We start from the raw sequence: 22014 nt of genomic DNA, 5'->3' as shown, positions 1-22014 counted from the left end.
ATGGGCAAAAACAAAAAAAAAACTGCCTAATCGGCAGTTTTCAAGCGCGCCTGGAGAGATTCGAACTCCCGACCCTCTGATCCGTAGTCAGATGCTCTAATCCGCTGAGCTACAAGCGCTTGCGTGAATCCATGAGACTCCATCAAGGTGCCGATCGTCAACTGGGCCGCAGCCGAGCCAGGATCACAGCACGACCGTTTTATTGCGATGCCGATCCGCTGGTATGGCCCTGCCAACCCTGAAGACCCGACTTATCGGCACTTTGAACGCATCGTCAACTTTTGTTTGCACGCTGGCGTCTTCGCTGCAATCAACAGCGGTGCCTGGTTTTTCCAAGAAATGAAACATCCTTTTCCGGAACCCTCACTCAGTTGGATCACAGGGGTATGGGCTAGCGCTCTGGCCATTCAGTTGGTCAGCGTGATCGCTCGTCGCCCAAGGGAGTCCGATTAGAGCCACCATGAGACAGCTCTGAGCTGCGACATGTCTCTCTCCGCATCCGACTTGAAAGATCTGCAAGCAGCTGTGGCTGATCGCCTGTACCTGCAGATCAATGGCTGGCATCTCTACCTCGGTGATGCCGGTATCGCTGAGGCTCTTGCCGTTGAATGCAGCGCCCTGATCAATCAAGGGGCCGCTGTCGCAGCACGGCAAGCCATCGAAGCGGTGAAGGTTCCTGTAGCCGGCGGTGCCAGTCAGCTACCGCTGGCTCGGTTAATGCCGCCAGCCCAACTGAGAGACCTTGAGGACCTCCTGCAGCCTTACTGCTAACCGAAAAAGCAGTTCGGGAGGATGGATCAAGACCTGTGGTCGATAGATCCCATAAAGTCGCATGACGACAGGGTTCCTCCGTGCTGCTAATCGAGGTCACCAACGCACGTCAAGTCGTGCAACAACGCATTGGAAAACTCGGGGCACGACTGATTGGGAAAGTGGTCGATCCGGAAAAGCAAGTGGAAGAGGCCTTGATGCAGGAAATGGAAACTGCCTTCAAAGAGTTCGGAATCGAAGCCAAAATCTCTTCAGTGGCCAATGCCCAAACCATCGGCACTGGTCTGCTGGAACTTCCGATTCAAGTAAGAGCAACCAAAGAAGTGCATCACGACGATTAATCGAACGCAGGGGTCCAGAACACCCGTTCAACCAGCACCAGTTCAGCCAAGGTCGAGCCGCGCATGCAGGGGGAGCGTGGTGCCCACGTCATCCTGTTGATCAACATCCACCACAAGGCTGAGACCTTGGACCTGACCTTTCAAAGATTGGCCCGCGAGGGCCTGAACGAAGGCCCAGGGTTGCCACGCAGCCAGCAAATTCTGGGATGGCTCAGCTCCGAGCACAAGCGCATGGGACGGGCGAGCGTCGGTGCTGATGGCCTGCCACTGCCTAAGGCGCGGCTGCAACCCGCGGGTGTCCTGACGATGCTTCAACCCAGTGAGGGTCTCCCCCCACCAATCCACTGAGGCAGCATGAGCTTGAGCTACGGCCAACTGGGCCTCAAGGCCAGCCGTGCGACCACGCTGCCGCACAAGGCGCGTCCAAACCGAGAGCTTTTCGCCATCACCATCCAACTCTGATCGCGATAGGCCTTGCTCCTGAAGCTGAGCATCCACCACAGCCTGCTGCGGCTGCTCACGGGATGTCGTCAGAAGCCAACCATCGGCCTGGTGTTGCCAAAGCAAAGGGCCCTCATCAAGCTCCACCAGCGTTGCGGCAGCCGCTTGATCCTTTAACTGGGAACGCAGAATCGGGCCCAGCCACTGCGCCAAAGGGTGCTGGTCATCAGAATCCAGCAGCCTGGATGGGTTCTGGAGCTGAGCCAGCCAGAGAGCCCGACCACCGGCCGTGTCGGACAAATCTTTGAGGGGTGGCCATCGCTCTGGGGACAGCTTGTCGCGGAATGCAAGAACAGCATCTGCAGCCAACGTGGCCCCATCCGGACGCAGTGATGCCACCAACCCCGCCAAGTCGGAACGCTCGGTGAGCTCCACAGGGAGCTGCAACCATCGCTGCATCGCAGCAGGAGACGCCGTTAAAACCGCCACCCCATCACCGAGATCAGCCACGGTCTGCTGCAGCCGTTGATCCCCCAACTGATGTTGGTCCTTCAACTGGGACACATCGAGGGATTGCTCGAGCACGCCGCGGCCTGAAGCCAGCAACAGGAGATCGTCATCGATCAGGGCGGTCGCGAGAGGCTGGGGATCGCGACCGATCAAGGCACCACGACCGCTAATCACACCAATCCCGCGGTAGCTACTGATCTGCAAATCAGTGCCAGCCAAACTTCGGGTTTGCCAGAAGCGCTGCAAGAAACGGCGGGCACCGTCGCTATCACGACTGGTCAGGGCCAGAACCCATCCAGGGTCAGACGCGCCGTCAAGCAAGGTCAGGCTGATTTCCGAGCCAATCCAAGGTGCGAGTTCTGCATCAAACTCAAGGCCAGCCAAGGCAAACGCACCATTGCGCCAGGCACGGGCTCCATCTCGGGCCGCACGACGTTCTGAAGCGGGCGCCACAGCCTGGGCATAGGCGGGCAAGCGTGAGGGATCTGCCAGCCAATGCAACGACACAGAAGCATCACGGGGCACAAAGCGGGCCGATCGCGGCAATTGCAACGGCTGCTCCGCCAGATGAAGCGGGCTACGCCGATCCATGGTCCAAATCAGACCCGTAGCTAGCAGCACTAGCGACAACAGGGCGGCACTAACCGCGGTAAGAAAGGAGCGGGCCTGCATGGGCCTGCGATCGCGAATCACCTCATCTTTGTCCATCACCGCAGAATGGCGCCATGAGCCTTGTCCAACCACGTCCGATCAGCGCCCCTGACCTACAGCTTTGGCTCCAGGGAGATGCGCCTTCACCACGGGTTTTGGATGTGCGAGAAGCCCAAGAATTGATGATGGCCAAATTTCCCACCGACGTGCTGCACTTGCCTTTAAGTGCGTCGTCTGAATGGATCGAAACACTGCAATCGCGGCTTGTACCCAACCAACCCGTCGTGGTGCTTTGTCATGCCGGTGTGCGCAGCCATCACTTCGGTCTATGGCTCCTCGATCAAGCCTGGGGCCTAGAGGTTTGGAATCTGGAGGGGGGCATCGACGCCTGGAGTACCCAGGTGGATGACACCGTCCCCCGCTACTGATGAAGCCTTTATCGCGTCGTCAAGAGCAAGTGCTGCAGGCCACGGTGCATCACTACGTCGACACGATGGAGCCGGTGGGAAGCCGAACGCTGGTACAACGCTTCTCGATGCCAGCCAGCTCAGCCACCATTCGCTCAGCGATGGGTGCCTTGGAACAACGTGGACTGCTCACCCAACCCCATACATCCTCTGGCCGGATTCCAAGCGCCCTGGGATATCGCCATTACGTGGACTGCCTCCTCCCGGAACCTGCAGCCACCGTCCTGCACTTGGAACGGGAACTCACGGGACTCAGCCTTGGCTGGGCCGCCCTCGATGATCTGCTCCTGCAGCTCGCGCGCCGACTGACTGATTTCACCGGTTTAATGAGCCTCATCACCCGACCAAAGCGGACACAACCTCAGCTCGAAGCGATTCGTCTCGTGCAAAGCGGCGAACGGTTACTGGTGATGCTGGTGGAAAACAGCGGTCACGCCAGTCATCTGAATTTGCGGCTGCCCCATGCAACGAGTGATGAGCTGGATGCCATCGAACGCTGGACAGAAGAGCAATTGCGAGCGGGGGTCCTGAACTGGGAGAAATTGCCCACCCAACTCCAACGGAGTGGCGATGTGCTGCGTCATGCCCTCGAACATCCCTCGATCTCGCTCGCACCAACAACCTTGGTGCACGGTTTATCACGACTGGTCGCCGAACCAGAATTCCAAAGCGCCCAAGACCTTGGCCCCTTGCTTCAGCTCATCGACGATGAGCCCACGGCCCTGATCAGCCCTGGTGCTGAAGCGCGGGTGTTCATCGGCCAAGAGCATCCCCAATCCGCGCTTGAGGCCTGTTCTGTGGTGCAGGCTCCGTACCGATGTGGACAAGAGGGAACTGGCCACGTGGCCCTCATTGGACCCATGCGAATGGCTTACGCCACGGCATGTTCCGCAGTGGAGCGTGTCGCTCGCCACCTGGAGCTACTGCTCAGCTGACGGGCAATTCACCACTCAGAGCTTGTCGCCGAGCTTCTCAGCGACTGTGTTCACATCTTTATCGCCACGACCCGAACAGTTGATCACCACTTCACAACCCTGGGGCAGGGTTGGGCAGAGCTGCTCCAACCAAGCAAAGGCATGGGCTGTTTCGAGGGCGGGAATAATTCCCTCTAACTCACTCACCAAACGCAACGCATTAAGGGCTTGTTCGTCGGTGACTGCGGCGTATTCAGCCCGGCCAATCTCTTTGAGATAGCTGTGCTCAGGGCCAACTCCGGGGTAGTCCAAACCGGCACTAATCGAATGGGCTTCTTGCACCTGGCCATCACTGTCTTGCAACAGCAAGCTCATCGCCCCATGCAAAACCCCCGCCCGGCCTTCGGTGATGGTGGCGGCATGACGGGGCGTATTCACACCGTCACCGGCGGCCTCTACGCCAATGAGACGAACCGTGGTGTCTTGCACAAACGGATGGAACAACCCCATGGCATTCGACCCCCCTCCCACACAGGCCATCAACACATCTGGCAGGCGACCAAAGGCTTCCTGGCACTGCTGTTTGGCTTCCTGGCCAATGACCGCGTGAAAATCGCGCACCAGCATTGGATAGGGATGGGGACCAGCGACAGAACCGAGGATGTAGTGGGTGGTTTCCACGTTGGTCACCCAGTCGCGAATCGCCTCACTTGTGGCGTCCTTCAACGTGGCTGACCCTGCTGTCACCGGTTCCACCGTGGCGCCAAGAAGACGCATACGGAACACATTGAGAGCTTGTCGGCGCATGTCCTCCGCGCCCATATAAATCACACAATCGAGGCCGAATCGAGCGCAAACGGTTGCTGTAGCCACACCGTGCTGGCCAGCCCCTGTTTCCGCGATGATTCGTTTTTTGCCCATCCGCAGGGCCAAAAGCGCCTGACCGAGGGCATTATTGATTTTGTGAGCACCGGTGTGGTTCAGATCCTCACGCTTCAGCCAAATGCGTGGGCCACCATCATCGCGGCGGTAATGGGTGGTCAGTCGTTCCGCTTCATAGAGGGGGGTGGCACGACCCACGTAGGTTTTGAGGAGATGGTTGAGTTCCCCGGTGAACGCTGGGTCTGCCCACGCTTGAGCTGCCGCCTGCTCCAACTCCGCCAAGGCTGGCATCAGAGTTTCTGGGACGTACTGGCCACCAAAGCGTCCAAAACGTCCATGGGCGCCTGGGCGGGCTGCCGGCTGGAGGCTGGAGGGATCCGGTTGGGAGGCTTTCGGCAGAGTGCTGGTCACGGATCCAGATCGAAGCGTTGAATCAGCGTAAGCAGGCAATCACGCGATGACGTGAGTCGCAAGCTTTGATCCTGAGATCAAAAAGCTCGACATGGTGCCTCAAGGCTCTTAAACAAGGCGCCCACCGGGGCACTGACGTTCGTCATCGAGAATGGGTTGACGTCGCGAACACAGGTTGATGCCCAAGGGCGGCTGGCAGGAATTCAGCAGCGCCGAGAGTCTGCAGCGACCCAAGGGTCCAGCAGCAGCGCCAACTCCGAAAGCAGATCAAATGGTGCGGGTCCAGCCGACCCGTGGAGGGAAAGGGGGCAAAACAGTGACTGTGATTCGTGGCTTGGAACTCGAACCGGATGGCTTCAAGGCCTTACTGAAAAAACTGAAGAGCCGAATCGGCAGCGGCGGCACCACCAAAGACGGCGTGATCGAACTGCAGGGAGACCAGGTGGATTTGAGCCTGACCCTGCTCATGCAAGAGGGCTACCGACCAAAACGGGCGGGTGGTTAAGGAACAGCATTCAGCTGGGCGAGAATGCACGCCTTACTGCCCCTTGTCATGACCGCGTCCACCCCCAAGGCCACCAACATCGTCTGGCATGAGGCCTCAGTCGATCGGGCCGCCAGGGCGGATAAACGCGGCCATCGCAGCGCCATTCTTTGGTTCACAGGGCTCTCTGGCTCTGGCAAAAGCACCCTGGCCAATGCAGTGAATGCTGCGTTATTTGAGCGCGGGCTTGCCACCTATGTGCTGGACGGTGACAACGTTCGCCATGGCCTCTGCAAAGACTTGGGCTTTTCCGACGCCGACCGTGAAGAAAATATTCGCCGTATCGGCGAAGTGGCGAAATTATTCCTCGATGCAGGCGTGATCGTTCTCACCGCTTTTGTGTCGCCGTTCCGGGCCGACCGTGACAAAGCACGCGACCTCGTGGAGGAAGGGGATTTTTTCGAGATTTTCTGCGCGGCGGATTTAGACGTTTGCGAATCCCGCGATCCCAAGGGTCTGTATGCAAAGGCCCGCTCAGGCGCCATTAAAGAATTCACAGGTATCTCAAGCCCTTACGAGGCTCCTGATACCCCAGAGCTGAAGATCGACACGGGCGCTCAAGAACTGGCGGAATCGGTGGAGGTGGTGATTAAGGCTCTGCAGGACAAGGGAGTGATTCCGGCTGCGTGACGTCCGGCGAGTCCAGATCCGAGCGTGCTGCGTCGGCCAGCGTTTTGATGCAGCTGGCCACCGGCACCGCCAACAGCAACCCCAGCAGTTCTCCCAAACCAAGAATCCCAGCCAATCGGGCACCGACCGGGAGAGCAATCAGGAGCCAGGCAGGTTGCAAGCCCACAATGCTGCCCATTAATCGGGGCTGAATCACCTGATCCACAATTTGGCCGACCGCAATGGCGGCGGCGAGGAGCTCCAACCCCGTGCGAGGGTCCTGCACCCCAAGGATGGCGCTCACAAACACAATCGTGAGAGCACTGGCATAGGGAATGAGGGTGCTGAAGCCGATCAACACGGCGAACAACACTCCATAGGGGATCTCCAAAACGGTGAACACCAAGAGCTGGCCCCCGCTGAGGATCAAGGCCAAGACCACCTGACCAGCGAAATACCCACGAAAGGTTCGACCCAGCGTGGTGGTCACCAGCTCGCGCCATCGAGCTGGCAACCACTGGGCGAGACCAGCCGTAATCGAGTCGGACCCCAGAAGCAGGAACACCGCCAACACCAACACGATCACGGTGTTGATCGACGTGCCGACGGTGGCCCCAAGGATGCTGAGCAAGCGTTGGCTGAGCTGGGTCGCCACCCGACTGATTTGAGAGACCAAGTCGCTGCTGAGATCTGCAAAGTCTGCAGGGAGCCCATGGGCAATGGCCCATGCCTGCCCTTGGTTAATGCCCTGTTCAGCGGCAGTGAGTAACGACGGTGCAGCACTAATCAATTGGCTGAGCTGCACGATTAGCAAAGGCAAGAGCTCAACGACCGCGAACGCAAGCAATCCCGCGGTGAGCAAAACCACCACAGTGATTGCCGGTAAGCGCGGCAAACCACGCCCCATCAGCCATCGGCAGGGGATGTCCAACAAAAAGGCGATCAACGCTGCCGTAATAAACAGGCCTGGAAATGGGGCGAACTGCACCAGCACCCGTTTGAGCACAAACACGTTCAACCCGATCACGGGAAGCACCAGACCAATCCGAAACCAGGCGGGCCAAGCGTTCACTTAGCGGGTCTCTCCGACGAGCGAAGCGCTAGAGGCACCAGCGACGTATTGGCACCAAAAACCCAGCCAAGCGGCAATCCCGAGCAACTTGAACCCCTCCTCAGTGAGTTGAATCGTTGTAGGGGGGAAGGGCAAATAGTTCTGCAAAGCATCAATCAACACGGAACCACCCAGAAGCAGCACCGACAACAAAAAAGAGTCCCCTCCAAATCGTCGTAAAGGTTTGCGGAAGCAGACCAGCAGCAGCACGCTGAAAACGGTGTAGGTGATGTAAAGCGTGGCCTCCCCGAGATAGCGGTCATGGACGAGAAACATGTCGTCTAAGCACAACCAGAGGGAAAAACCGCCCCCGCAAAATGCAAACTGCCGCCAAGCGACAGGACCTCTGATTTGGCCCGAACCAGCTGCAAACAATGCAATCGCAGCCGCTGCCATCCAGAGCAAATACCCAACGCTGGAGATAAAACCCAAGCCCAAGGGCGCGTCGCATGTTTGCGCCAGATCACGCACGACCAGTTGAAGATCAATTCCCTCAGCCGAACTCCAAACCAGAGAAATGGCGTAGAGGGCCGCTGCAGGCAAAAGCGTCCACCGAATCGTGGAGCTGAGGGTGGACGTTCCGGTTAAGCGCTGCATCAGCTCATTTGCTCCAAATAAGCGCTGCTGCCCAGATCGAGGAGGCGCGCGTCTTTTGCCACCACTGCATCGTGCAGGCTGCTGCGGTAGTCCGCTAGCCGCTGGGTCAAGTCGTCATCGGAGCTGGCCAAGATCTGCGCCGCCAACAAACCTGCGTTAAGCCCCCCTCCAATCGCCACCGTGGCCACAGGGATACCAGCGGGCATCTGCACAATCGAATGCAGTGAATCCACCCCCGACAAAGCACGGCTCTGCACAGGCACTCCAATAACCGGCAGAGTCGTGAGAGCGGCCACCATGCCAGGGAGGTGGGCCGCACCACCGGCACCGGCAACGATGACGCGGAAGCCACGTCCGCGGGCTTGCTCCGCAAAGGCCACCATTTCCAGAGGGGTTCGATGGGCTGATAACACCCGCACCTCGACCGTGACGCCGAGCTGCCGCAAGATCGCGGCGGCCGGTTCCATCGTTGGCAGATCGGAATCGCTGCCCATCACCACGGCAACACGGGCAGAACAAGAGGGTGTTGTCACGTCAGATTCCGGCGAGACTGCCATCGTCTCCCCCACCGGCCTGCAGCGCCAGCCCTAATGCGACGGATCACCAATGTGCGCCTCCCCGCACCCTTGGGTGGTGCGACAAAACGTCAGCACTGGCTGGACCTCAACATCGAGGGAGTCGTGACCGCTTTGGGTCCCATGGGCTCGGGGACATCTCAGGCAGAGAACAACTGGAACGGCGACTGGATCAGCCCCCGTGGCATCGATTTACAAATCAATGGGGGCTTGGGCTTGGCCTTCCCCGAACTGACACCCCATGACCTACCGCGACTCATGGAGCTGCTGGATTTGCTCTGGAGCGATGGCGTCGAAGCGATTGCCCCAACCTTGGTGACTTGCGGAATCAAGCCCCTTCGCAATGCCCTCGCCGTTTTACGAGAAGCCAGGACGCAGCATCGCGCTGGTCGCTGTCGACTTTTGGGGGCCCACCTTGAAGGTCCATTTCTGGCGGAATCACGCCGGGGCGCCCATCCACGGGAGCACCTGGCCAGCCCAACCCTCACGGCCTTGGAGACACGCATCAACGGCTTCGAATCCGAGATTTCCTTGATGACCCTGGCCCCAGAACTGGTGGGAGCCGATGCAGTGATTCAGCGGCTGAGGGAGTTGGGGATCACGGTGGCCCTCGGGCATAGCGCCGCCAACGCAAACACCGCTGGCCAAGCGTTCAGCCAGGGGGTGGGCATGCTGACCCATGCTTTTAATGCCATGCCAGGCCTCCATCACCGCGCGCCGGGCCCAGTCGGCGAAGCCTGTCGAAACGGCAACATCGCCCTAGGACTGATCGCCGATGGCGTGCATGTCGACCCCACGATGGCGGTGTTGCTGCAACGACTTGCCCCAAGCCAAATCGTGCTGGTGAGCGATGCCCTGGCGCCCTATGGGCTCGCCGATGGAACCCATCGCTGGGATGAACGAACCCTGCTCGTGACGAATGGAACGTGCCGCCTGGAGGATGGAACCTTGGCGGGGGTAACACTGCCGCAGCTCGAAGGGGTAAAACGCCTTGCCCGCTGGAGCAAGGAGATTGGGCCAGCGATTTGGAGCGCCACGATTGCTCCTCGCCAGGTGATCCAATCCACTTGCAACATCCAAGAGGCATTACTCGGACAACCGTTATCAGACCTCCTGCGATGGACACAAAACGCTGACGGTGATTTGCAGTGGGCCAACGCTGCTTAGGATCTCGCGGTCTCAGCGCCTCACCCCCATGGACTCCGATCAGCTCCTGGAGCAGACGCAGGCTGAGAAGCAAGAAGTCAAGGGTTACTTCGAAACCACAGGATTTGATCGCTGGAATCGCATCTACAGCGAAAGCGACAACGTCAACAAAGTGCAGCGCAACATCCGCATCGGCCATCAAAAGACCGTGGATGAGGTGCTGGCCTGGATTGAGAAGAGCGGCGAACTCAACAACGCGAGCTTCTGTGATGCCGGCTGCGGCGTCGGCAGCCTCAGTTTGCCGCTGGCTGCCATGGGAGCCGGTTCCATTCAAGCCAGCGATATTTCAGAGGCCATGGCGAAGGAAGCCGATCGCCGCGCACGGGAGAACGGTCTCGACATGGCCAAATTGAACTTCTTTGCCAGTGATTTAGAGAGCCTTAGCGGCTCTTTTCACACCGTGTGCTGCCTGGATGTATTCATCCACTACCCCCAGAAACCGGCCGAGGAGATGGTGAAGCATCTCTGCGGGCTCACAGAGCAGCGACTCATTGTGAGCTTTGCCCCTTACACACCGCTGCTGGCGCTTTTAAAAAGCATCGGTGAGCTGTTCCCAGGCCCAAGCAAAACCACCCGGGCTTACACCCTCAAAGAAGACGGCATCGTAAAAGCAGCTGAATCTTGCGGCTTTCAGTTGGTGCGTCGCAGCCTAAACAAGGCCCCTTTCTACTTCTCTCGCTTGATCGAATTCAGCAAGAAATAGATCGCCGAGATTCATCACTTTACAGGATCTAATCTCGCCTTAAAATTAGCAATTTACCCGCCTTTTACCGTACGCAAAACCTAAATTTTGGACGAACAAATTCATACATAAGGACAGCTTTAAGCGCATTTATTTTGCCGAAATCACTCCTTAAGCGTTGAAACTTTTAGGCAGGGCGGCCTGCAACGATAAGCCTCCAGCCGTTAGTCCATCCAGCCGCCATGCATGCAAGCCATATCCCCCATCCCCCGGTGTCGCATGGTCGGAAATCTTTCGATTGAGGAGATACAACGGATCTCCCAACAGAGGACTACCCAATTGGGCTAAATGAATTCGGATCTGATGGGGCCGCCCAGTACGGATTGTCACCTCAAGCCGATCGCCAGCAGCGCAACGGTCTAACAATCGGACCGTGGAGTGGGCCGTGAGCCGCTTCCGAGTCGGTTCCTTGTCCCGCGGTTCTGGCCCCCAAAGCCAACCCAGCAACGGATGCTGACGCTCCACCACATCAGTACTCACCACCAAGCTTTTGCCGGGCTCCAAGCCCTCCACCCGATGGGCCCAAGCCTGATAAATCTTCTGACAGCGACTGTCTGGTCGGAACTGTTTTGACAGCGCTGCCCGGGTTGCTGCCGTCCTCGCGCACACCTGCAATCCCGACGTAAACCGGCCCAGCCGATGCACTGGTTTCGCCCCCGTGGATGCCAGCAATGCAGTGAGCGTGTGTTCCAAAAAACCGCCTCCAGGCATCACCGGCAGCCCCGATGGCTTGTTAATCACCAAGAGATCACCATCGTCATGAATGGTGTCCCATTGATCCGGTATGGCCTCCTCAAGCCACGGTGGCCTTTGCCAACGAATCTCATCCCCACTGGCCAGCTGGGTATCCCCCCGCAACGGTTCACCATTGCGATGCAGTTCACCGGCAGCAATCCGACCCAACCAAACGGTTACATCGGAATGCTGATAACGGTTTGCCATCCATTGGCTTAACCATTCACCCTCGCCATGGCGCAAGACCCGATCGTGATGGGCCCAACCTGCATTGCGTGCTGCCGGCCGCCAGCCCTGCCTCCAACCGGCAACCCCATCAGCCATCAGGTCACCAGTCGATGTTCGAGGGCATAACGCACCAATTCCGTGCGGCTGGAGGTGCCGGTTTTATTGAACAAACGGCTCACGTACTTCTCCACATTGCGGATCGAAGTTTCCAGTTGCCGGGCAATTTCTTTGTTCATCAACCCCTCCGCCACCAACTGCAGCACACTCGCCTCCCGCGGCGTAAAGCTATGCACCACAGGATCCTTGGAGGGCAAGGCTTCCGCCTGGGCCAACAAGGAGCGGATCTCTGTGATCTGCTTCGCCATCTGCCCCATATCCGTATCAGCGAAGCGGGCCGCCTCCTGTAACAGCCGATGCTGCCGTTGCGCCACATTGCGCACCCGCGCCACCAGCTCATCGGGATCGAACGGCTTCGGGATGTAGTCATCCACCCCAGCCATGTAGCCCTGGGTGCGATCAGCCGTCATGCCCTTTGCCGTTAAGAAAATCACAGGCGTGCCGCCGAGCCGTTCGTCATCCCGCAATTTCTTCAGCAGGCCATAGCCATCCAGCCGAGGCATCATCACGTCGCTGATCACCACATCGGGCAACATCTGCTGCGCCTTGGTGAATCCTTCCTCTCCATCCACCGCGGTGGCGACATCGAACCCCTCATCCTCGAGATAGGCCTGAACCGCCGTGCGCAGCCCGGGCTCGTCGTCCACAAGGAGCAACCTTGGTGCCGGAGGCGGTGCCTCTTGCTCTTCAGTGGGGGGAATCGGGGCGTCGCTCATGACTGGAGTCGCTCTGCAGTCAATGTATGGAGGTTGCGCTTAAGGGGCCAGTGCGGGTAACTGCTCCTGGCGTTCGGACAGCAGGGTGGAAAAGCCCAGTTCCAGGGCTTTGTTACGCAAGGTGGCAGGGTCGGTTCCCGCCACTTCCGGCACACAGGCGGCCCACCACACCAAGTGGTCTTCTCGATTGCCCTCCAGGATCGGGCCACCGGGATTCAAATGCCGAACGAACACCGCTGAAAGCGTGCGCTTCACCCGTAAAGGGTTGTCGACACCGCAATTCACCGATTCCACATAGACATTCAAATCGGACGGGGATTCTTCCCAAAGGCTGTAGCTGCGCAAGGTTCCATCGACCCCTCCGGGCTTGATCCCATAAATGCCAATGATGCGAGGGCCACCAGCATCCGGCTCCTCCAACAGCACCTGCAAATCCTTGGGTCTCGACTGTTTCATCCGCTCCAGCACCTCTTGACGGCTAATCGCCACTGCCGCCAGCGGGGCCAGCAGCAGCGCCAACCCAAGGCCAAGACCCAAACCCAGCCGAGCCATCGGGAAACGCAGACCCATGCGAGGAAGGAACACAACGCCAATCATGATCGCAACAGTTGCCAACCCCCACTGAGCGGCGCGCCCCTCGCTTTTGATTTCCAAGCCACCACCCCCTGCTCAGCGGAGGTGGTGGAAGCGATGGCGCCCTATTGGACTGAGCATTGGGGTAATCCGTCGAGCCGTCAACATCGCCAAGGCCTCACCGCATCGGCAGCCATTGCCCTGGCGCGGCGCCAAATCGCAGAGGCCCTCTGCATCGATCCCAATCGATTGATTTTCACCAGTGGCGCTACCGAAGCCAACAATTTGGCCTTGCTTGGCCATGCGCGAACTCACGGTGGCGGTCACCTGATCAGCGTGAGGACGGAACACCACGCTGTGTTGGATCCCCTCGCCCAACTCCATCGGGAAGGATTCCAGATTTCGCTGCTAACGCCCCAGCCCAATGGCTTAATCACTCCAGCCCAACTGGAGGAAGCAATCAGGCCGGACACACGTCTGGTGAGCGTGATGGCCGCCAACAACGAAATCGGTGTCTTGCAGCCCCTGAAGGAACTCGCAGAGATCTGCCGAGACCGTGGGGTCGTCTTTCATAGCGATGCAGCCCAAGCCTTTGGACACATTGCGCTTGAACCCGACAACCTGGGGCTTGATCTCGTCAGCCTCAGCGCTCACAAGCTCTATGGCCCCAAAGGCATCGGCGCCCTAATGATCCGCGAGGGGCTCGAGCTGGAGCCCCTGCAATGGGGAGGTGGGCAGGAAGCAGGCCTGCGCGCCGGCACGCTGCCCAGCCCCTTGATCGTGGGCTTTGCGGCGGCTGTACAACAGGCCATGGCGGATCGAGACGAACGTCAAAGACGGCTTTCTGGGCTGCGGGATCAACTCTGGAACGGGCTTAACGATCAACTCCCCTCCATAGAACGCAACGGTGCCGCAGCTCCGCGCTTAGCCCACAACCTCAACATCACCCTTCCAGGCGTGAGCGGCAGCCGCCTCCATCGCAGCCTTCGGCCCCATCTCGCCTGCAGCAGCGGTTCCGCCTGCAGCAACGGCGCACCATCCCATGTGCTCCAAGCCCTCGGACGGTCCCGCGCCGACGCCGAGGCCTCCCTTCGCCTCAGCCTGGGACGTTCGACCACGGCCAGCGCAGTCGAACAAGCCATCGCATGCATCGTTGAGGCCGTGGCTGCACAACAAACCTGAGCTCCCTACGGTCGGCCCAGTCGTCCTTTCACCGTCTCTCCAAGATGAGCAGCGAACGTGCCCAACTATTCATCGGCACTGCCATTGAGGAGGGATGGACCGCATTCCGCCGAGCTCCCTGGACCTTTGTTGGTTTTGTGCTCCTCACTGGAGTGCTCAGCCAGCTGTTAGCGGTCCTCCCACTCCCTGGCGTGGGCAGCTTGTTGAGTGCTTTGGTGAACCTTTGGGGGGCGGTTGGTTTAATTCGCGGATCGTGGATTGCGCTCAACGGTGAGGCACCCCGATTCCAGGACTTTATTCAGTTGAACTGGCCTGCTATTTGGCGACTATTCAGCAGCCAAATCGTTCTCACCCTTTTACTGGTGCCGATTGTTTTCGGTTTGATCTTCGCCAGCCTCACCGCAGCCGATGCCTGGGGTTTATTCACCCCAATCGCAAACCTGGCTCTCACCGTGGATCCCACCGATCCACGGATCACTGAGGCCTTCAGCGATGTCGGCCCGCGTTTGCTCCAGCAGGTGACCACCAATCCCTTCGCGGTGGCGATTGTTGTTTTCACAGCACTTGGAGGCCTTTATATCCAAGTGAACCAAAGCTTTCTTGGCTTCATCGCCCTCCTCGACGGTCGCGGCCCTCTTGCCACCATCCGCCATGGATTGATGGTGGTTCAGGGCCAGTGGTGGCAAGTGTTCGGCCTATTGACGCTGCAGGCACTCATCTTGCTTCTAGGCGTTTTGGCCTGCTTCGTCGGCCTCGTCGCCGCGGCTCCCGTATGCCTGTGCATCACCGGTGCCGCCTACAGACAACTGTTTAGCGCCGACGACCAAACGGGCCTGCTCAAAGACCGTTGACGCGACGCGCCAAACGCCATTTGGCGCTTCTGCTGCGGGGGTTGCTGTCCTGTTCATCTTCCGTTGCCACCGTTGGTTTACGCGTGATGCGCTCCAACCGCTCATCCTGCAGAAACGCCGTTTTCACACGCCGATCCTCGAGTGAATGGAAACTGATCACCCCCATCACCCCTCCTGGTTCGAGCCAGTCCGGTGCCTGGTCCAACAATCGATCCAACACGGCGAGCTCATCGTTGACCGCAATCCGCAACGCCTGAAACGTTCGCGTTGCCGGATGGATGCGACCGCGACGGGCCTTCGGCGGGTAGCACCCGGCAACGGCGTAAGCCAACGCTGCCGTGCCCTCATAGGGGCCCTGGGCCGCCAAGTCGGCCTTGATCCGTCGGGCAATGCGGCGGGATAAACGCTCTTCCCCATAGCCATAAATCAGATCCGCCAACGCGTTCTCCTCCAACCGGTCGATCAGCTCAGCCGCAGTTTCCGCATCACTGCCAGGATTCATCCGCATGTCGAGGGGACCATCCAGACGAAAGCTGAAACCCCGCTCCGCTACATCCAGCTGTGGACTGCTCACCCCGAGGTCGGCAAGCACCATCAAAACCGGGGCAGGTGGGGTGTAGCTCGCGAAGTTGGTCGCCAAAATTTCAACGCGATCACCAAACGCAGCCAATCGCTCAGCCGCTGCGGCCCGGGCCGTGGGGTCTTGGTCGAGTCCGATCAGATGGAAGCCAGGGAAACGCTCCAGTAACAGGGCGCTGTGGCCGCCACCGCCGAGGGTGGCATCGATCAAGACGCCGTTTTGATGGGGCAAGTGCTCAGCTCCAGCCACCACGGCATCGGCCAAAACAGGCACGTGGCTGAAAGGAGGCACAGGCCATCGGCAAGGACTACCTAAGATCTATACATCGATTGCACCTGGGCTCCCCATGACGCAGCTGGAAACGCGCACGGAGCCCATGGTGGTGAACTTCGGACCCCATCACCCCTCCATGCATGGGGTGCTGAGGCTGGTGGTCACCCTGGATGGCGAAGACGTGGTGGATTGCGAGCCGGTGATCGGCTATCTCCACCGCGGCATGGAGAAGATTGCCGAGAACCGCACGAACGTGATGTTTGTGCCCTATGTGAGCCGCATGGATTACGCGGCCGGCATGTTTTACGAAGCTGTCGTCGTGAACGCGCCGGAAAAACTGGCCAACATTCCCGTGCCAAAACGCGCCAGCTACATCCGAGTGCTGATGCTGGAGCTCAACCGGATCGCCAACCACCTGCTCTGGCTTGGCCCCTTCCTCGCAGACGTTGGCGCCCAGACGCCATTTTTCTACATCTTCCGAGAGCGGGAGATGATTTACGACCTCTGGGAAGCGGCCACAGGACAGCGGCTGATCAATAACAACTACTTCCGGATTGGTGGCGTAGCAGCAGATTTGCCCTGGGGTTGGCTTGAAAAATGCCGTGATTTCTGCGACTGGTTCGCCCCCAAGATCGACGAATACGAAAAGCTGATTACCAATAACCCAATCTTCCGCCGCCGAATCGAGGGTTTGGGCACGATCGAAACCAAAGATGCGATCAACTGGAGCCTGAGTGGTCCGATGCTGCGCGCCTCAGGAGTGCCATGGGACCTTCGCAAGGTGGATCACTACGAGTGCTACGACGACTTCGACTGGCAGGTGGCCTGGGAGAAGGAAGGCGACTGCTTCGCGCGTTATCGCGTGCGCATCGAAGAAATGCGTCAATCGCTCAAAATTCTTCGCCAAGCCTGCGACATGATTCCTGGCGGTCCCACGGAAAATCTCGAAGCGAAGCGTCTGAATGAGGGCAAGGGCAGCGACGCGGCTGGATTTGACTTCCAGTATGTGGCGAAAAAGGTGGCTCCCACCTTCAAGATCCCTAACGGAGAGCTCTACACCCGACTCGAATCAGGCAAAGGCGAAATTGGCGTGTTCTTGCAGGGCAACAACGACGTCACCCCCTGGCGGTTCAAGATCCGGGCTGCTGATAGCAACAACCTCCAGATCCTTCCCCACATCCTGAAGGGACACAAGGTGGCCGACATCATGGCCATCCTGGGCTCCATCGACGTGATCATGGGATCTGTGGACCGCTGATCCAGGCAGTGAACTGCCAGAGAGGCTTGTCACACTGGGAAACGCCAGCACAGGACTCTCAACACTGAATCGTTTCCTTCAACACATTCAGCGCACAGGTTTTCTGCTTCCCGCTGCGCTCACAGGAACGTTGTGGCTAAAGGGAATTCACCCTCAGCTTCCGGGGTTCAGCTGCCCGCTGCGGGCTCTTACCGGCATCCCCTGCCCCACCTGTTTCCTCACCCGCGCCACCAGTGCAGCCCTAACCGGAGACCTCCACGACGCTATGCACTGGCATCTGTTCGGCCCTGTGCTGGCAGCGGTCTTGGTCGGTTGGTCTGTCGTTTCAATTCGCCAGCGGCGGCTCATGCCCCGAGGTGTCTTTCGGAGAGCAGCAGCCAGGCCAACCCTCGCCCTCGGCACTTGTTCGCTCCTTGCCTACTGGCTCCTACGCCTCAGCTTCAATGCTTGGCCCTCCAGCGCCTAAATCAGCGCAAGAGGCCACGCTGATAGGCCATGTTTTGAAGGTAAAAACTGGCCATCGGAATCACCGCAAGCCCAGCAAGACCGCAGGTGATCGCAGCCAACACCGTGACCACGATGGCCGCAAGCACCTCAAGCCCCACAAAACTCATGCCGTTCTCTGAGCGGTACACCACCTGGAACGCTTGGGAAAACGCCTCACCTATGCTCATCTCGGTGACAAAAATCCGGTTCACATACACCGGCGTAACGAGGGCCACGGCCAGGCCAGGCAGAACGCATAAGAGCAAACCGATCGTCATCACGATGGAGAAGAACAAACCGGCCAGCACGTAACGCCAGAACCGTTCTCTCAACAACGCCAGCGCCGCCCCGATGGTGACCACGTCACCGCGTTCGTAATACACCGCTGGGATCGCCACCATCAGCACACTGAGAAGACTGGAGAGCACTGAAAAGGGAATCTGCGCGAGTTGACCCAGGATTGCGCCAAGGGAAAACGCTGAATCACTGGAACCCCCCAAGCTCCCCACAGCCATCACGATCAGCACCGATACGGCGAGACCCAAGACAGCCAGGGCGATGCTGCCCACCCAAATCACCAGGAGCACCGGGATGTGTTTTAGGAAAGCATCCCAAGCCTTCTGAATCGAAGGATGTTCAAAGGCAATGGATGCAGCCATGGGTTTCGGCGGATTCGGTGTCAGGGTGGCAGTCCATTTCTGCATCGACAACGCATCGCAATGAACGCCTACCCATGGCTGGAAATCCACCGAACGGTGCGCTTCAGCGACACCGATGCCGCCGGGGTGATGCACTTTCAACACCTCCTGGGCTGGTGCCATCAAGCGTGGGAAGCCAGCCTGGAACAGTTCGGGATTCCAGTTGGTGCCGTTTTCCCCGGTGGGCGCTCCGAACAACCCAGCGTGGCCCTGCCGATCGTGCATTGCCATGCAGACTTCCGGGCCCCCATGCATGTGGGGGATGCCGCAGTGATCCACCTTCAACCCAAACGGATCGATCCCGGTTGTTTTGAGGTGATCAGCCAAATCCGCCTGGGTGATCAACCCGTCGCCAGCGGTGGCCTACAGCACCTCGCGATTGATGCCGTGACGCGCAAACGCTGCAGCTTGCCCGAACCGATCGAACGTTGGATCGAAGCCTCAACCCTGGGCCAAATCCAACCGCTTTAACCAGTCACGCCAGGCTTGCCGCTGCCATTTCCCAGCATCCGTTGGAGCCAACTCAGGACACAACACCCAGCGTCGAGGACGGTCTGACGTAGGCCATTCAGCCGTCATGGCTGCCAACTGCTCCAGAACGACGGAATCAGACGTCCGCACCAATGTCACCAACCGTTGGCCCCATTCCGGGTCGTCCATTCCCAAAAACAAAACGCACTCCACGGGTAAACCCGCCACGCGAAGCTCACGCATCAATCGGGCTTCGAGCTGCTCAGGAAAAACGGTTTCACCACCACAACTCAATGCTGTATCCAGCCGACCCCTAATCACTAACCCCCCATTGATCTGGGCCCGGTCTCCTGAACGCCACCAACCCGTGGAATTCGCAACAGGCAACAACACTTCAGGCTGTTCATCACGCCATGAGCCCATTGCCAGGCGTTGGGTTCGGACCTCTAAAGCTTCATCAACTCCGAGCCGCAATTCCACATCGCTCAAGGGGGCTCCGCAGGATGAATCCCCAGCCAAAAATTGTTGAGGGGAGAGCGCCGTCACCATCGCCGCCGTTTCAGTTGCCCCGTAGCAGGGAGCCAAGGGAATTCCGGCAGCCCTTGCTTGCTCCGCCAGGGGCTTGGCCAACGACGCCCCACCAACCCAAATCACCCGCATCTCGCCCAAGAATTCCCGGCCAGCCGGATGAGATAGCAACCGACCCAACTGTGTTGGCACCAACGAGAGCAACACCGCACGATTCGACCAGTCCGGCAAATCCCTGCAATGACGGAGCAGTTCTCCAGGCTGCTTCATCAACGTTGAAGGCAAGCGGTGGTGGGGCACCCCCCAGCTGCGGGCGCGCCACCAAGGCATCAGCCCACTGACGTGATGAATCGGCAAAGGATTGAGCACTAGGCACCGCTGGGGATCCATCCCGATGTCCTGCAGCCAAGTGGCCGTGGCGGCAGCGGAAGCATCGAGATGGTGGCGAGGCTGCAAACACCAGCGACGACCACCGCTGCTGCCTCCACTCCTCACCACGACTCCCGGACCTGGCGGGAACAAATCCAAAGGCAGCACCATTGGTGCATCTGCCAATGGCACCCATCGACCGGCATCTAAGGCCTGCAAGATGTGGTCGGGATCAATCACCCTGCAGCTGCCCAGACCAGCTCTGGATTGTCAGAGAACAAGGGTCCTTTAGGACACCATCCCGGCGCAAGACCAGGGGCAGCAGGCGTTGGACCAACCCACTGCAACGCCGCCAGATGGTGCACCCAACGGCGAGCGATCCCAGTTTCGAAGGCGGTACTCACCATTCGATTGGGAACTCCAGATTGGATTTGCCGCAACAACGGCCTTGGATCCCCATCCACCGACGGACGCCGAACCTGCCAGCCAATCCAGCTGTTTCGGAGCTCGGGTCGATGCTCAAGTGATTCATCGAGGGCCACCGATCCGCGTTGGGCCAATTGCTCGAGCCCTTCGTGGTCAGTCACCGCCAACGGCTGCTCCAGCCAATCAAACCGCGACTCCTGCCGCAACCGCTCTAGCCAAACTCCTGCGGTCAAGCGATCCCACCCGCCATTGGCGTCCAACCGCAGCCTGGCGTTATGGGGAAGACGCACGAGAAGCTGCTCCAGCCAACGCTGTTCGCGTTCCGATGCCTCGGTGGCCACCTTCCACTTAAAGGTGAGCGCGTGGGATGGCGGGCAGTCGATGAGAACTTGATCCAATGCCATCAGCATCTGCTCGCCCGCTGGCAGGAGCTGAGCCGGGGGAGGCGCTTCCTGCCAAGGCTCGGACGACAAGTCCCCCACGAGTCCATCCAACTCGGCTAATGCTGCAGCTAAGCCAAAGCCAAGCGCCCCTGATGCTTGAGCAATCAAGGCCTCAAGCTGACCACGGCTCACCTCTCCAGGCAGTTCCTCCAACAGGGTTTGGCAGCGCAACCACTGCTCCGTTCGCAACGGCGCCACTTCCCCCCAACCCACGGCACCGGTATCGCCATCGCATAACCGCAGCAACCACCCGCGCCGCTCGAACAACACACCAGTAGCGGTCCTCAACGGTTGCAAGAGCGAAAAGCTAAAGGGACGCACCTGAAGCTGGATCGTCATCCCAACGGCCACAACGGTGCAAGGGCTAAGCCGAGGGCAAGCCCTAATCCATTCCAAGCCTGAAAGCGCAAGGCCAAGAATTTGCTGGTGCAGGTGCGCTGCGGCTGATTGTGATGTCGCCGCATTAAACGAATCAAAGCCCATCCAGCCGGCAAGCCCAAACCACTCAGCAGAGCCGTAGGCGGCCAATGGCCCAAGGCCACTGGCAACCACTCCAAGGTGAGGGTGAGGCCCACAAACCAAGGGATCAGCGCAGCCGCCCGTGCGGTCCCCAGGCGCACCACCGGTGAGCGCTTGCCATGGGCTGCGTCTTCCTCCACCTGATGGAAGTGGGAACAAAACAGCACCAACGAGGTGGCCAAGGCCGGCCCAGCTCCCAACACCAATGCAGATGTCCAAGGCACGTCCCCCACTCCAGCTGGAGCGAGCACCAACAGAGCTGCAGACGACGCCACCGGACCGAACGCCAACCAACAGAGCGGTTCCCCCAGCCCCTGGTAGCCCAAACGAAATGGCGGACCTTGGTAGACGTAGCCCAAGCCACAACTGAGCAACACCAGCAGCAACACGGCGGGATGGCTTCGCCAGGCCAGCCATCCCATCAAGCTCAAACCGAGCAGTAGGGATGCAGTTGACAGCCAAGCAATGCGATCCCGACGGCCGGTGAGATTCACAACCGAATGGGGCTTACCAACCGCATCCACTCCCGTATCGGCATCAAATAAATCGTTGCTCAGGTTCTCCCAAAGCAATAAAAGAATGGCGGCGAGCAAAAAACCGAAGAGCTGGTCCCAACGCAGAATTCCCTTAAAACCAAGCTGCCATCCAGCGGCCAAAAGGACCGGCATCACCGCAACCGAATACATCGGCCACTTGATCGCGGCCTTCCATAACGCCCGTCGTTGGGCGTAACGGGTTGCGACAGCCTGCGGCTCTTGCATGGGCAGGACCCGTGTCAACCAGGAGGAG

The 22014-nt window shown here is 59.2% G+C and carries 27 protein-coding genes and 1 tRNA gene; 14 read left to right on the top strand and 14 right to left on the bottom strand.

The annotated features are described in order from the left end of the window. Positions 1 to 45: 45 nt before the first annotated feature. A tRNA-Arg gene (locus BL107_RS03010) sits at positions 46 to 119 on the bottom strand. Positions 120 to 207: 88 nt separating this feature from the next. On the opposite strand from BL107_RS03010, the gene BL107_RS03005 reads away from it, so the two are divergent. From BL107_RS03005 to BL107_RS02995, 3 genes are all read left to right on the top strand, one after another. Further along, positions 208 to 453 carry a hypothetical protein gene (locus BL107_RS03005; RefSeq protein ID WP_037988715.1) on the top strand — a complete coding sequence of 82 codons (246 nt, stop codon included), beginning with the start codon at positions 208 to 210 and terminating at the stop codon, positions 451 to 453. 30 nt (positions 454 to 483) lie between these two features. Beyond that, positions 484 to 771: a DUF3181 family protein gene (locus BL107_RS03000; RefSeq protein WP_009788792.1), complete on the top strand. Its 288-nt coding sequence runs from the start codon at positions 484 to 486 to the stop codon at positions 769 to 771. A gap of 80 nt (positions 772 to 851) precedes the next feature. Further along, positions 852 to 1112 carry a hypothetical protein gene (locus BL107_RS02995; protein ID WP_009788791.1) on the top strand — a complete coding sequence of 87 codons (261 nt, stop codon included), beginning with the start codon at positions 852 to 854 and terminating at the stop codon, positions 1110 to 1112. Positions 1113 to 1154: 42 nt separating this feature from the next. Here BL107_RS02995 and BL107_RS02990 read toward each other — a convergent pair whose 3' ends face one another. After that, complete coding sequence (locus BL107_RS02990) at positions 1155 to 2771, bottom strand: DUF3352 domain-containing protein (RefSeq protein ID WP_009788790.1); 1617 nt, start codon at positions 2769 to 2771, stop codon at positions 1155 to 1157. A gap of 17 nt (positions 2772 to 2788) precedes the next feature. Here BL107_RS02990 and BL107_RS02985 point away from each other — a divergent pair, with 17 nt between their 5' ends. Both BL107_RS02985 and hrcA read left to right on the top strand, forming a co-directional pair. Continuing rightward, positions 2789 to 3142, top strand: coding sequence for a rhodanese-like domain-containing protein (locus BL107_RS02985; RefSeq protein ID WP_009788789.1), 354 nt, complete (start codon positions 2789 to 2791; stop codon positions 3140 to 3142). Beyond that, a complete protein-coding gene (gene hrcA / locus BL107_RS02980; protein WP_009788788.1) occupies positions 3142 to 4116 on the top strand; it encodes a heat-inducible transcriptional repressor HrcA in 975 nt (324 codons plus the stop codon). The genes BL107_RS02985 and hrcA overlap by 1 nt, the downstream gene beginning before the upstream one ends. Positions 4117 to 4131: 15 nt before the next feature. On the opposite strand, the gene trpB is transcribed toward hrcA, so the two are convergent. Further along, positions 4132 to 5388: a tryptophan synthase subunit beta gene (trpB, locus tag BL107_RS02975; RefSeq protein ID WP_009788787.1), complete on the bottom strand. Its 1257-nt coding sequence runs from the start codon at positions 5386 to 5388 to the stop codon at positions 4132 to 4134. 178 nt (positions 5389 to 5566) lie between these two features. Here trpB and BL107_RS02970 point away from each other — a divergent pair, with 178 nt between their 5' ends. Together BL107_RS02970 and cysC are read left to right on the top strand one after the other, a co-directional pair. Further along, positions 5567 to 5893: a translation initiation factor gene (locus tag BL107_RS02970; protein WP_009788786.1), complete on the top strand. Its 327-nt coding sequence runs from the start codon at positions 5567 to 5569 to the stop codon at positions 5891 to 5893. A 48-nt stretch (positions 5894 to 5941) separates the two neighbouring features. Next, positions 5942 to 6562 carry an adenylyl-sulfate kinase gene (cysC, locus tag BL107_RS02965; protein ID WP_009788785.1) on the top strand — a complete coding sequence of 207 codons (621 nt, stop codon included), beginning with the start codon at positions 5942 to 5944 and terminating at the stop codon, positions 6560 to 6562. On the opposite strand, the gene BL107_RS02960 is transcribed toward cysC, so the two are convergent. From BL107_RS02960 to purE, 3 genes are read right to left on the bottom strand one after another with little or no spacing between them, the layout of a single operon-like run. Continuing rightward, positions 6522 to 7613 carry an AI-2E family transporter gene (locus BL107_RS02960; RefSeq protein ID WP_009788784.1) on the bottom strand — a complete coding sequence of 364 codons (1092 nt, stop codon included), beginning with the start codon at positions 7611 to 7613 and terminating at the stop codon, positions 6522 to 6524. The genes cysC and BL107_RS02960 overlap by 41 nt on opposite strands. Beyond that, positions 7614 to 8249, bottom strand: coding sequence for a hypothetical protein (locus BL107_RS02955; RefSeq protein ID WP_009788783.1), 636 nt, complete (start codon positions 8247 to 8249; stop codon positions 7614 to 7616). Next, positions 8249 to 8806, bottom strand: a complete 558-nt coding sequence (gene purE, locus BL107_RS02950; protein ID WP_050749824.1) for a 5-(carboxyamino)imidazole ribonucleotide mutase — start codon at positions 8804 to 8806, stop codon at positions 8249 to 8251. Before purE ends, BL107_RS02955 begins: the two co-directional genes overlap by 1 nt. A gap of 33 nt (positions 8807 to 8839) precedes the next feature. On the opposite strand from purE, the gene BL107_RS02945 reads away from it, so the two are divergent. Continuing rightward, positions 8840 to 9991: an N-acetylglucosamine-6-phosphate deacetylase gene (locus BL107_RS02945; protein WP_009788781.1), complete on the top strand. Its 1152-nt coding sequence runs from the start codon at positions 8840 to 8842 to the stop codon at positions 9989 to 9991. 28 nt (positions 9992 to 10019) lie between these two features. Then, on the top strand, positions 10020 to 10733 hold the full coding sequence (gene bchM, locus BL107_RS02940; protein WP_009788780.1) for a magnesium protoporphyrin IX methyltransferase: 714 nt from the start codon (positions 10020 to 10022) through the stop codon (positions 10731 to 10733). A gap of 150 nt (positions 10734 to 10883) precedes the next feature. Here the strand turns inward: bchM and BL107_RS02935 are convergent, their stop codons facing one another. From BL107_RS02935 to BL107_RS02925, 3 genes are read right to left on the bottom strand one after another with little or no spacing between them, the layout of a single operon-like run. Next, positions 10884 to 11831: an RluA family pseudouridine synthase gene (locus BL107_RS02935; RefSeq protein WP_009788779.1), complete on the bottom strand. Its 948-nt coding sequence runs from the start codon at positions 11829 to 11831 to the stop codon at positions 10884 to 10886. Beyond that, complete coding sequence (locus tag BL107_RS02930) at positions 11831 to 12568, bottom strand: response regulator transcription factor (protein ID WP_009788778.1); 738 nt, start codon at positions 12566 to 12568, stop codon at positions 11831 to 11833. The genes BL107_RS02935 and BL107_RS02930 overlap by 1 nt, the downstream gene beginning before the upstream one ends. 39 nt (positions 12569 to 12607) lie before the next feature. Beyond that, positions 12608 to 13222 (bottom strand): hypothetical protein, encoded by a 615-nt coding sequence (locus BL107_RS02925; protein ID WP_009788777.1) that lies wholly within the window; start codon positions 13220 to 13222, stop codon positions 12608 to 12610. Between the two features lie 36 nt (positions 13223 to 13258). On the opposite strand from BL107_RS02925, the gene BL107_RS02920 reads away from it, so the two are divergent. Continuing rightward, positions 13259 to 14323, top strand: coding sequence for a cysteine desulfurase family protein (locus tag BL107_RS02920; RefSeq protein ID WP_037988714.1), 1065 nt, complete (start codon positions 13259 to 13261; stop codon positions 14321 to 14323). A 44-nt stretch (positions 14324 to 14367) separates the two neighbouring features. Continuing rightward, positions 14368 to 15174: a hypothetical protein gene (locus tag BL107_RS02915; RefSeq protein ID WP_009788775.1), complete on the top strand. Its 807-nt coding sequence runs from the start codon at positions 14368 to 14370 to the stop codon at positions 15172 to 15174. Here the strand turns inward: BL107_RS02915 and rsmH are convergent. Then, a complete protein-coding gene (rsmH, locus tag BL107_RS02910; protein WP_037987971.1) occupies positions 15161 to 16045 on the bottom strand; it encodes a 16S rRNA (cytosine(1402)-N(4))-methyltransferase RsmH in 885 nt (294 codons plus the stop codon). The genes BL107_RS02915 and rsmH overlap by 14 nt on opposite strands. Before the next feature lie 55 nt (positions 16046 to 16100). Between rsmH and BL107_RS02905 the strand changes: the two genes are divergently transcribed. Both BL107_RS02905 and BL107_RS02900 read left to right on the top strand, forming a co-directional pair. Next, positions 16101 to 17285, top strand: coding sequence for an NAD(P)H-quinone oxidoreductase subunit H (locus BL107_RS02905; protein ID WP_009788773.1), 1185 nt, complete (start codon positions 16101 to 16103; stop codon positions 17283 to 17285). A 130-nt stretch (positions 17286 to 17415) separates the two neighbouring features. Next, complete coding sequence (locus BL107_RS02900; protein WP_009788772.1) at positions 17416 to 17751, top strand: DUF2752 domain-containing protein; 336 nt, start codon at positions 17416 to 17418, stop codon at positions 17749 to 17751. A 1-nt stretch (position 17752) separates the two neighbouring features. On the opposite strand, the gene BL107_RS02895 is transcribed toward BL107_RS02900, so the two are convergent. After that, positions 17753 to 18430, bottom strand: a complete 678-nt coding sequence (locus tag BL107_RS02895; protein ID WP_037988712.1) for a hypothetical protein — start codon at positions 18428 to 18430, stop codon at positions 17753 to 17755. 60 nt (positions 18431 to 18490) lie between these two features. On the opposite strand from BL107_RS02895, the gene BL107_RS02890 reads away from it, so the two are divergent. Beyond that, positions 18491 to 18940 carry a thioesterase family protein gene (locus BL107_RS02890; RefSeq protein ID WP_009788770.1) on the top strand — a complete coding sequence of 150 codons (450 nt, stop codon included), beginning with the start codon at positions 18491 to 18493 and terminating at the stop codon, positions 18938 to 18940. On the opposite strand, the gene BL107_RS02885 is transcribed toward BL107_RS02890, so the two are convergent. Genes BL107_RS02885 through menA form a run of 3 tightly spaced genes read right to left on the bottom strand, consistent with a single transcriptional unit; the run spans position 18911 to position 21986 of the window. Continuing rightward, positions 18911 to 20077 (bottom strand): AMP-binding protein, encoded by a 1167-nt coding sequence (locus tag BL107_RS02885; RefSeq protein WP_009788769.1) that lies wholly within the window; start codon positions 20075 to 20077, stop codon positions 18911 to 18913. The two genes, BL107_RS02890 and BL107_RS02885, sit on opposite strands and share 30 nt — an antisense overlap. Continuing rightward, positions 20074 to 21045 carry an o-succinylbenzoate synthase gene (locus tag BL107_RS02880; RefSeq protein ID WP_006173513.1) on the bottom strand — a complete coding sequence of 324 codons (972 nt, stop codon included), beginning with the start codon at positions 21043 to 21045 and terminating at the stop codon, positions 20074 to 20076. The genes BL107_RS02885 and BL107_RS02880 overlap by 4 nt, the downstream gene beginning before the upstream one ends. Then, positions 21042 to 21986, bottom strand: a complete 945-nt coding sequence (gene menA, locus BL107_RS02875; RefSeq protein ID WP_198002318.1) for a 2-carboxy-1,4-naphthoquinone phytyltransferase — start codon at positions 21984 to 21986, stop codon at positions 21042 to 21044. Before menA ends, BL107_RS02880 begins: the two co-directional genes overlap by 4 nt. Positions 21987 to 22014: the final 28 nt, after the last annotated feature.

It is taken from the genome of Synechococcus sp. BL107 (assembly GCF_000153805.1).
Lineage (GTDB): Bacteria > Cyanobacteriota > Cyanobacteriia > PCC-6307 > Cyanobiaceae > Parasynechococcus.
Note: the sequence above shows the minus strand (reverse complement) of the source record. Positions and strands in the feature narration are given on the sequence as shown.

Coding starts and splice junctions, on each gene's coding strand:
- BL107_RS02990 (WP_009788790.1), bottom strand. CDS start 2,771: ATGGACAAAGATGAGGTGATTCGCGATCGCAGGCCCATGCAGGCCCGC.
- BL107_RS02890 (WP_009788770.1), top strand. CDS start 18,491: ATGAACGCCTACCCATGGCTGGAAATCCACCGAACGGTGCGCTTCAGC.
- BL107_RS03000 (WP_009788792.1), top strand. CDS start 484: ATGTCTCTCTCCGCATCCGACTTGAAAGATCTGCAAGCAGCTGTGGCT.
- BL107_RS02985 (WP_009788789.1), top strand. CDS start 2,789: ATGAGCCTTGTCCAACCACGTCCGATCAGCGCCCCTGACCTACAGCTT.
- BL107_RS02895 (WP_037988712.1), bottom strand. CDS start 18,430: ATGGCTGCATCCATTGCCTTTGAACATCCTTCGATTCAGAAGGCTTGG.
- hrcA (WP_009788788.1), top strand. CDS start 3,142: ATGAAGCCTTTATCGCGTCGTCAAGAGCAAGTGCTGCAGGCCACGGTG.
- BL107_RS02930 (WP_009788778.1), bottom strand. CDS start 12,568: ATGAGCGACGCCCCGATTCCCCCCACTGAAGAGCAAGAGGCACCGCCT.
- BL107_RS02955 (WP_009788783.1), bottom strand. CDS start 8,249: ATGCAGCGCTTAACCGGAACGTCCACCCTCAGCTCCACGATTCGGTGG.
- menA (WP_198002318.1), bottom strand. CDS start 21,986: ATGCAAGAGCCGCAGGCTGTCGCAACCCGTTACGCCCAACGACGGGCG.
- BL107_RS02915 (WP_009788775.1), top strand. CDS start 14,368: ATGAGCAGCGAACGTGCCCAACTATTCATCGGCACTGCCATTGAGGAG.
- bchM (WP_009788780.1), top strand. CDS start 10,020: ATGGACTCCGATCAGCTCCTGGAGCAGACGCAGGCTGAGAAGCAAGAA.
- BL107_RS02905 (WP_009788773.1), top strand. CDS start 16,101: ATGACGCAGCTGGAAACGCGCACGGAGCCCATGGTGGTGAACTTCGGA.
- BL107_RS02920 (WP_037988714.1), top strand. CDS start 13,259: ATGGCGCCCTATTGGACTGAGCATTGGGGTAATCCGTCGAGCCGTCAA.
- BL107_RS02935 (WP_009788779.1), bottom strand. CDS start 11,831: ATGGCTGATGGGGTTGCCGGTTGGAGGCAGGGCTGGCGGCCGGCAGCA.
- BL107_RS03005 (WP_037988715.1), top strand. CDS start 208: ATGCCGATCCGCTGGTATGGCCCTGCCAACCCTGAAGACCCGACTTAT.
- purE (WP_050749824.1), bottom strand. CDS start 8,806: ATGGCAGTCTCGCCGGAATCTGACGTGACAACACCCTCTTGTTCTGCC.
- cysC (WP_009788785.1), top strand. CDS start 5,942: ATGACCGCGTCCACCCCCAAGGCCACCAACATCGTCTGGCATGAGGCC.
- BL107_RS02880 (WP_006173513.1), bottom strand. CDS start 21,045: ATGACGATCCAGCTTCAGGTGCGTCCCTTTAGCTTTTCGCTCTTGCAA.
- BL107_RS02945 (WP_009788781.1), top strand. CDS start 8,840: ATGCGACGGATCACCAATGTGCGCCTCCCCGCACCCTTGGGTGGTGCG.
- BL107_RS02970 (WP_009788786.1), top strand. CDS start 5,567: ATGCCCAAGGGCGGCTGGCAGGAATTCAGCAGCGCCGAGAGTCTGCAG.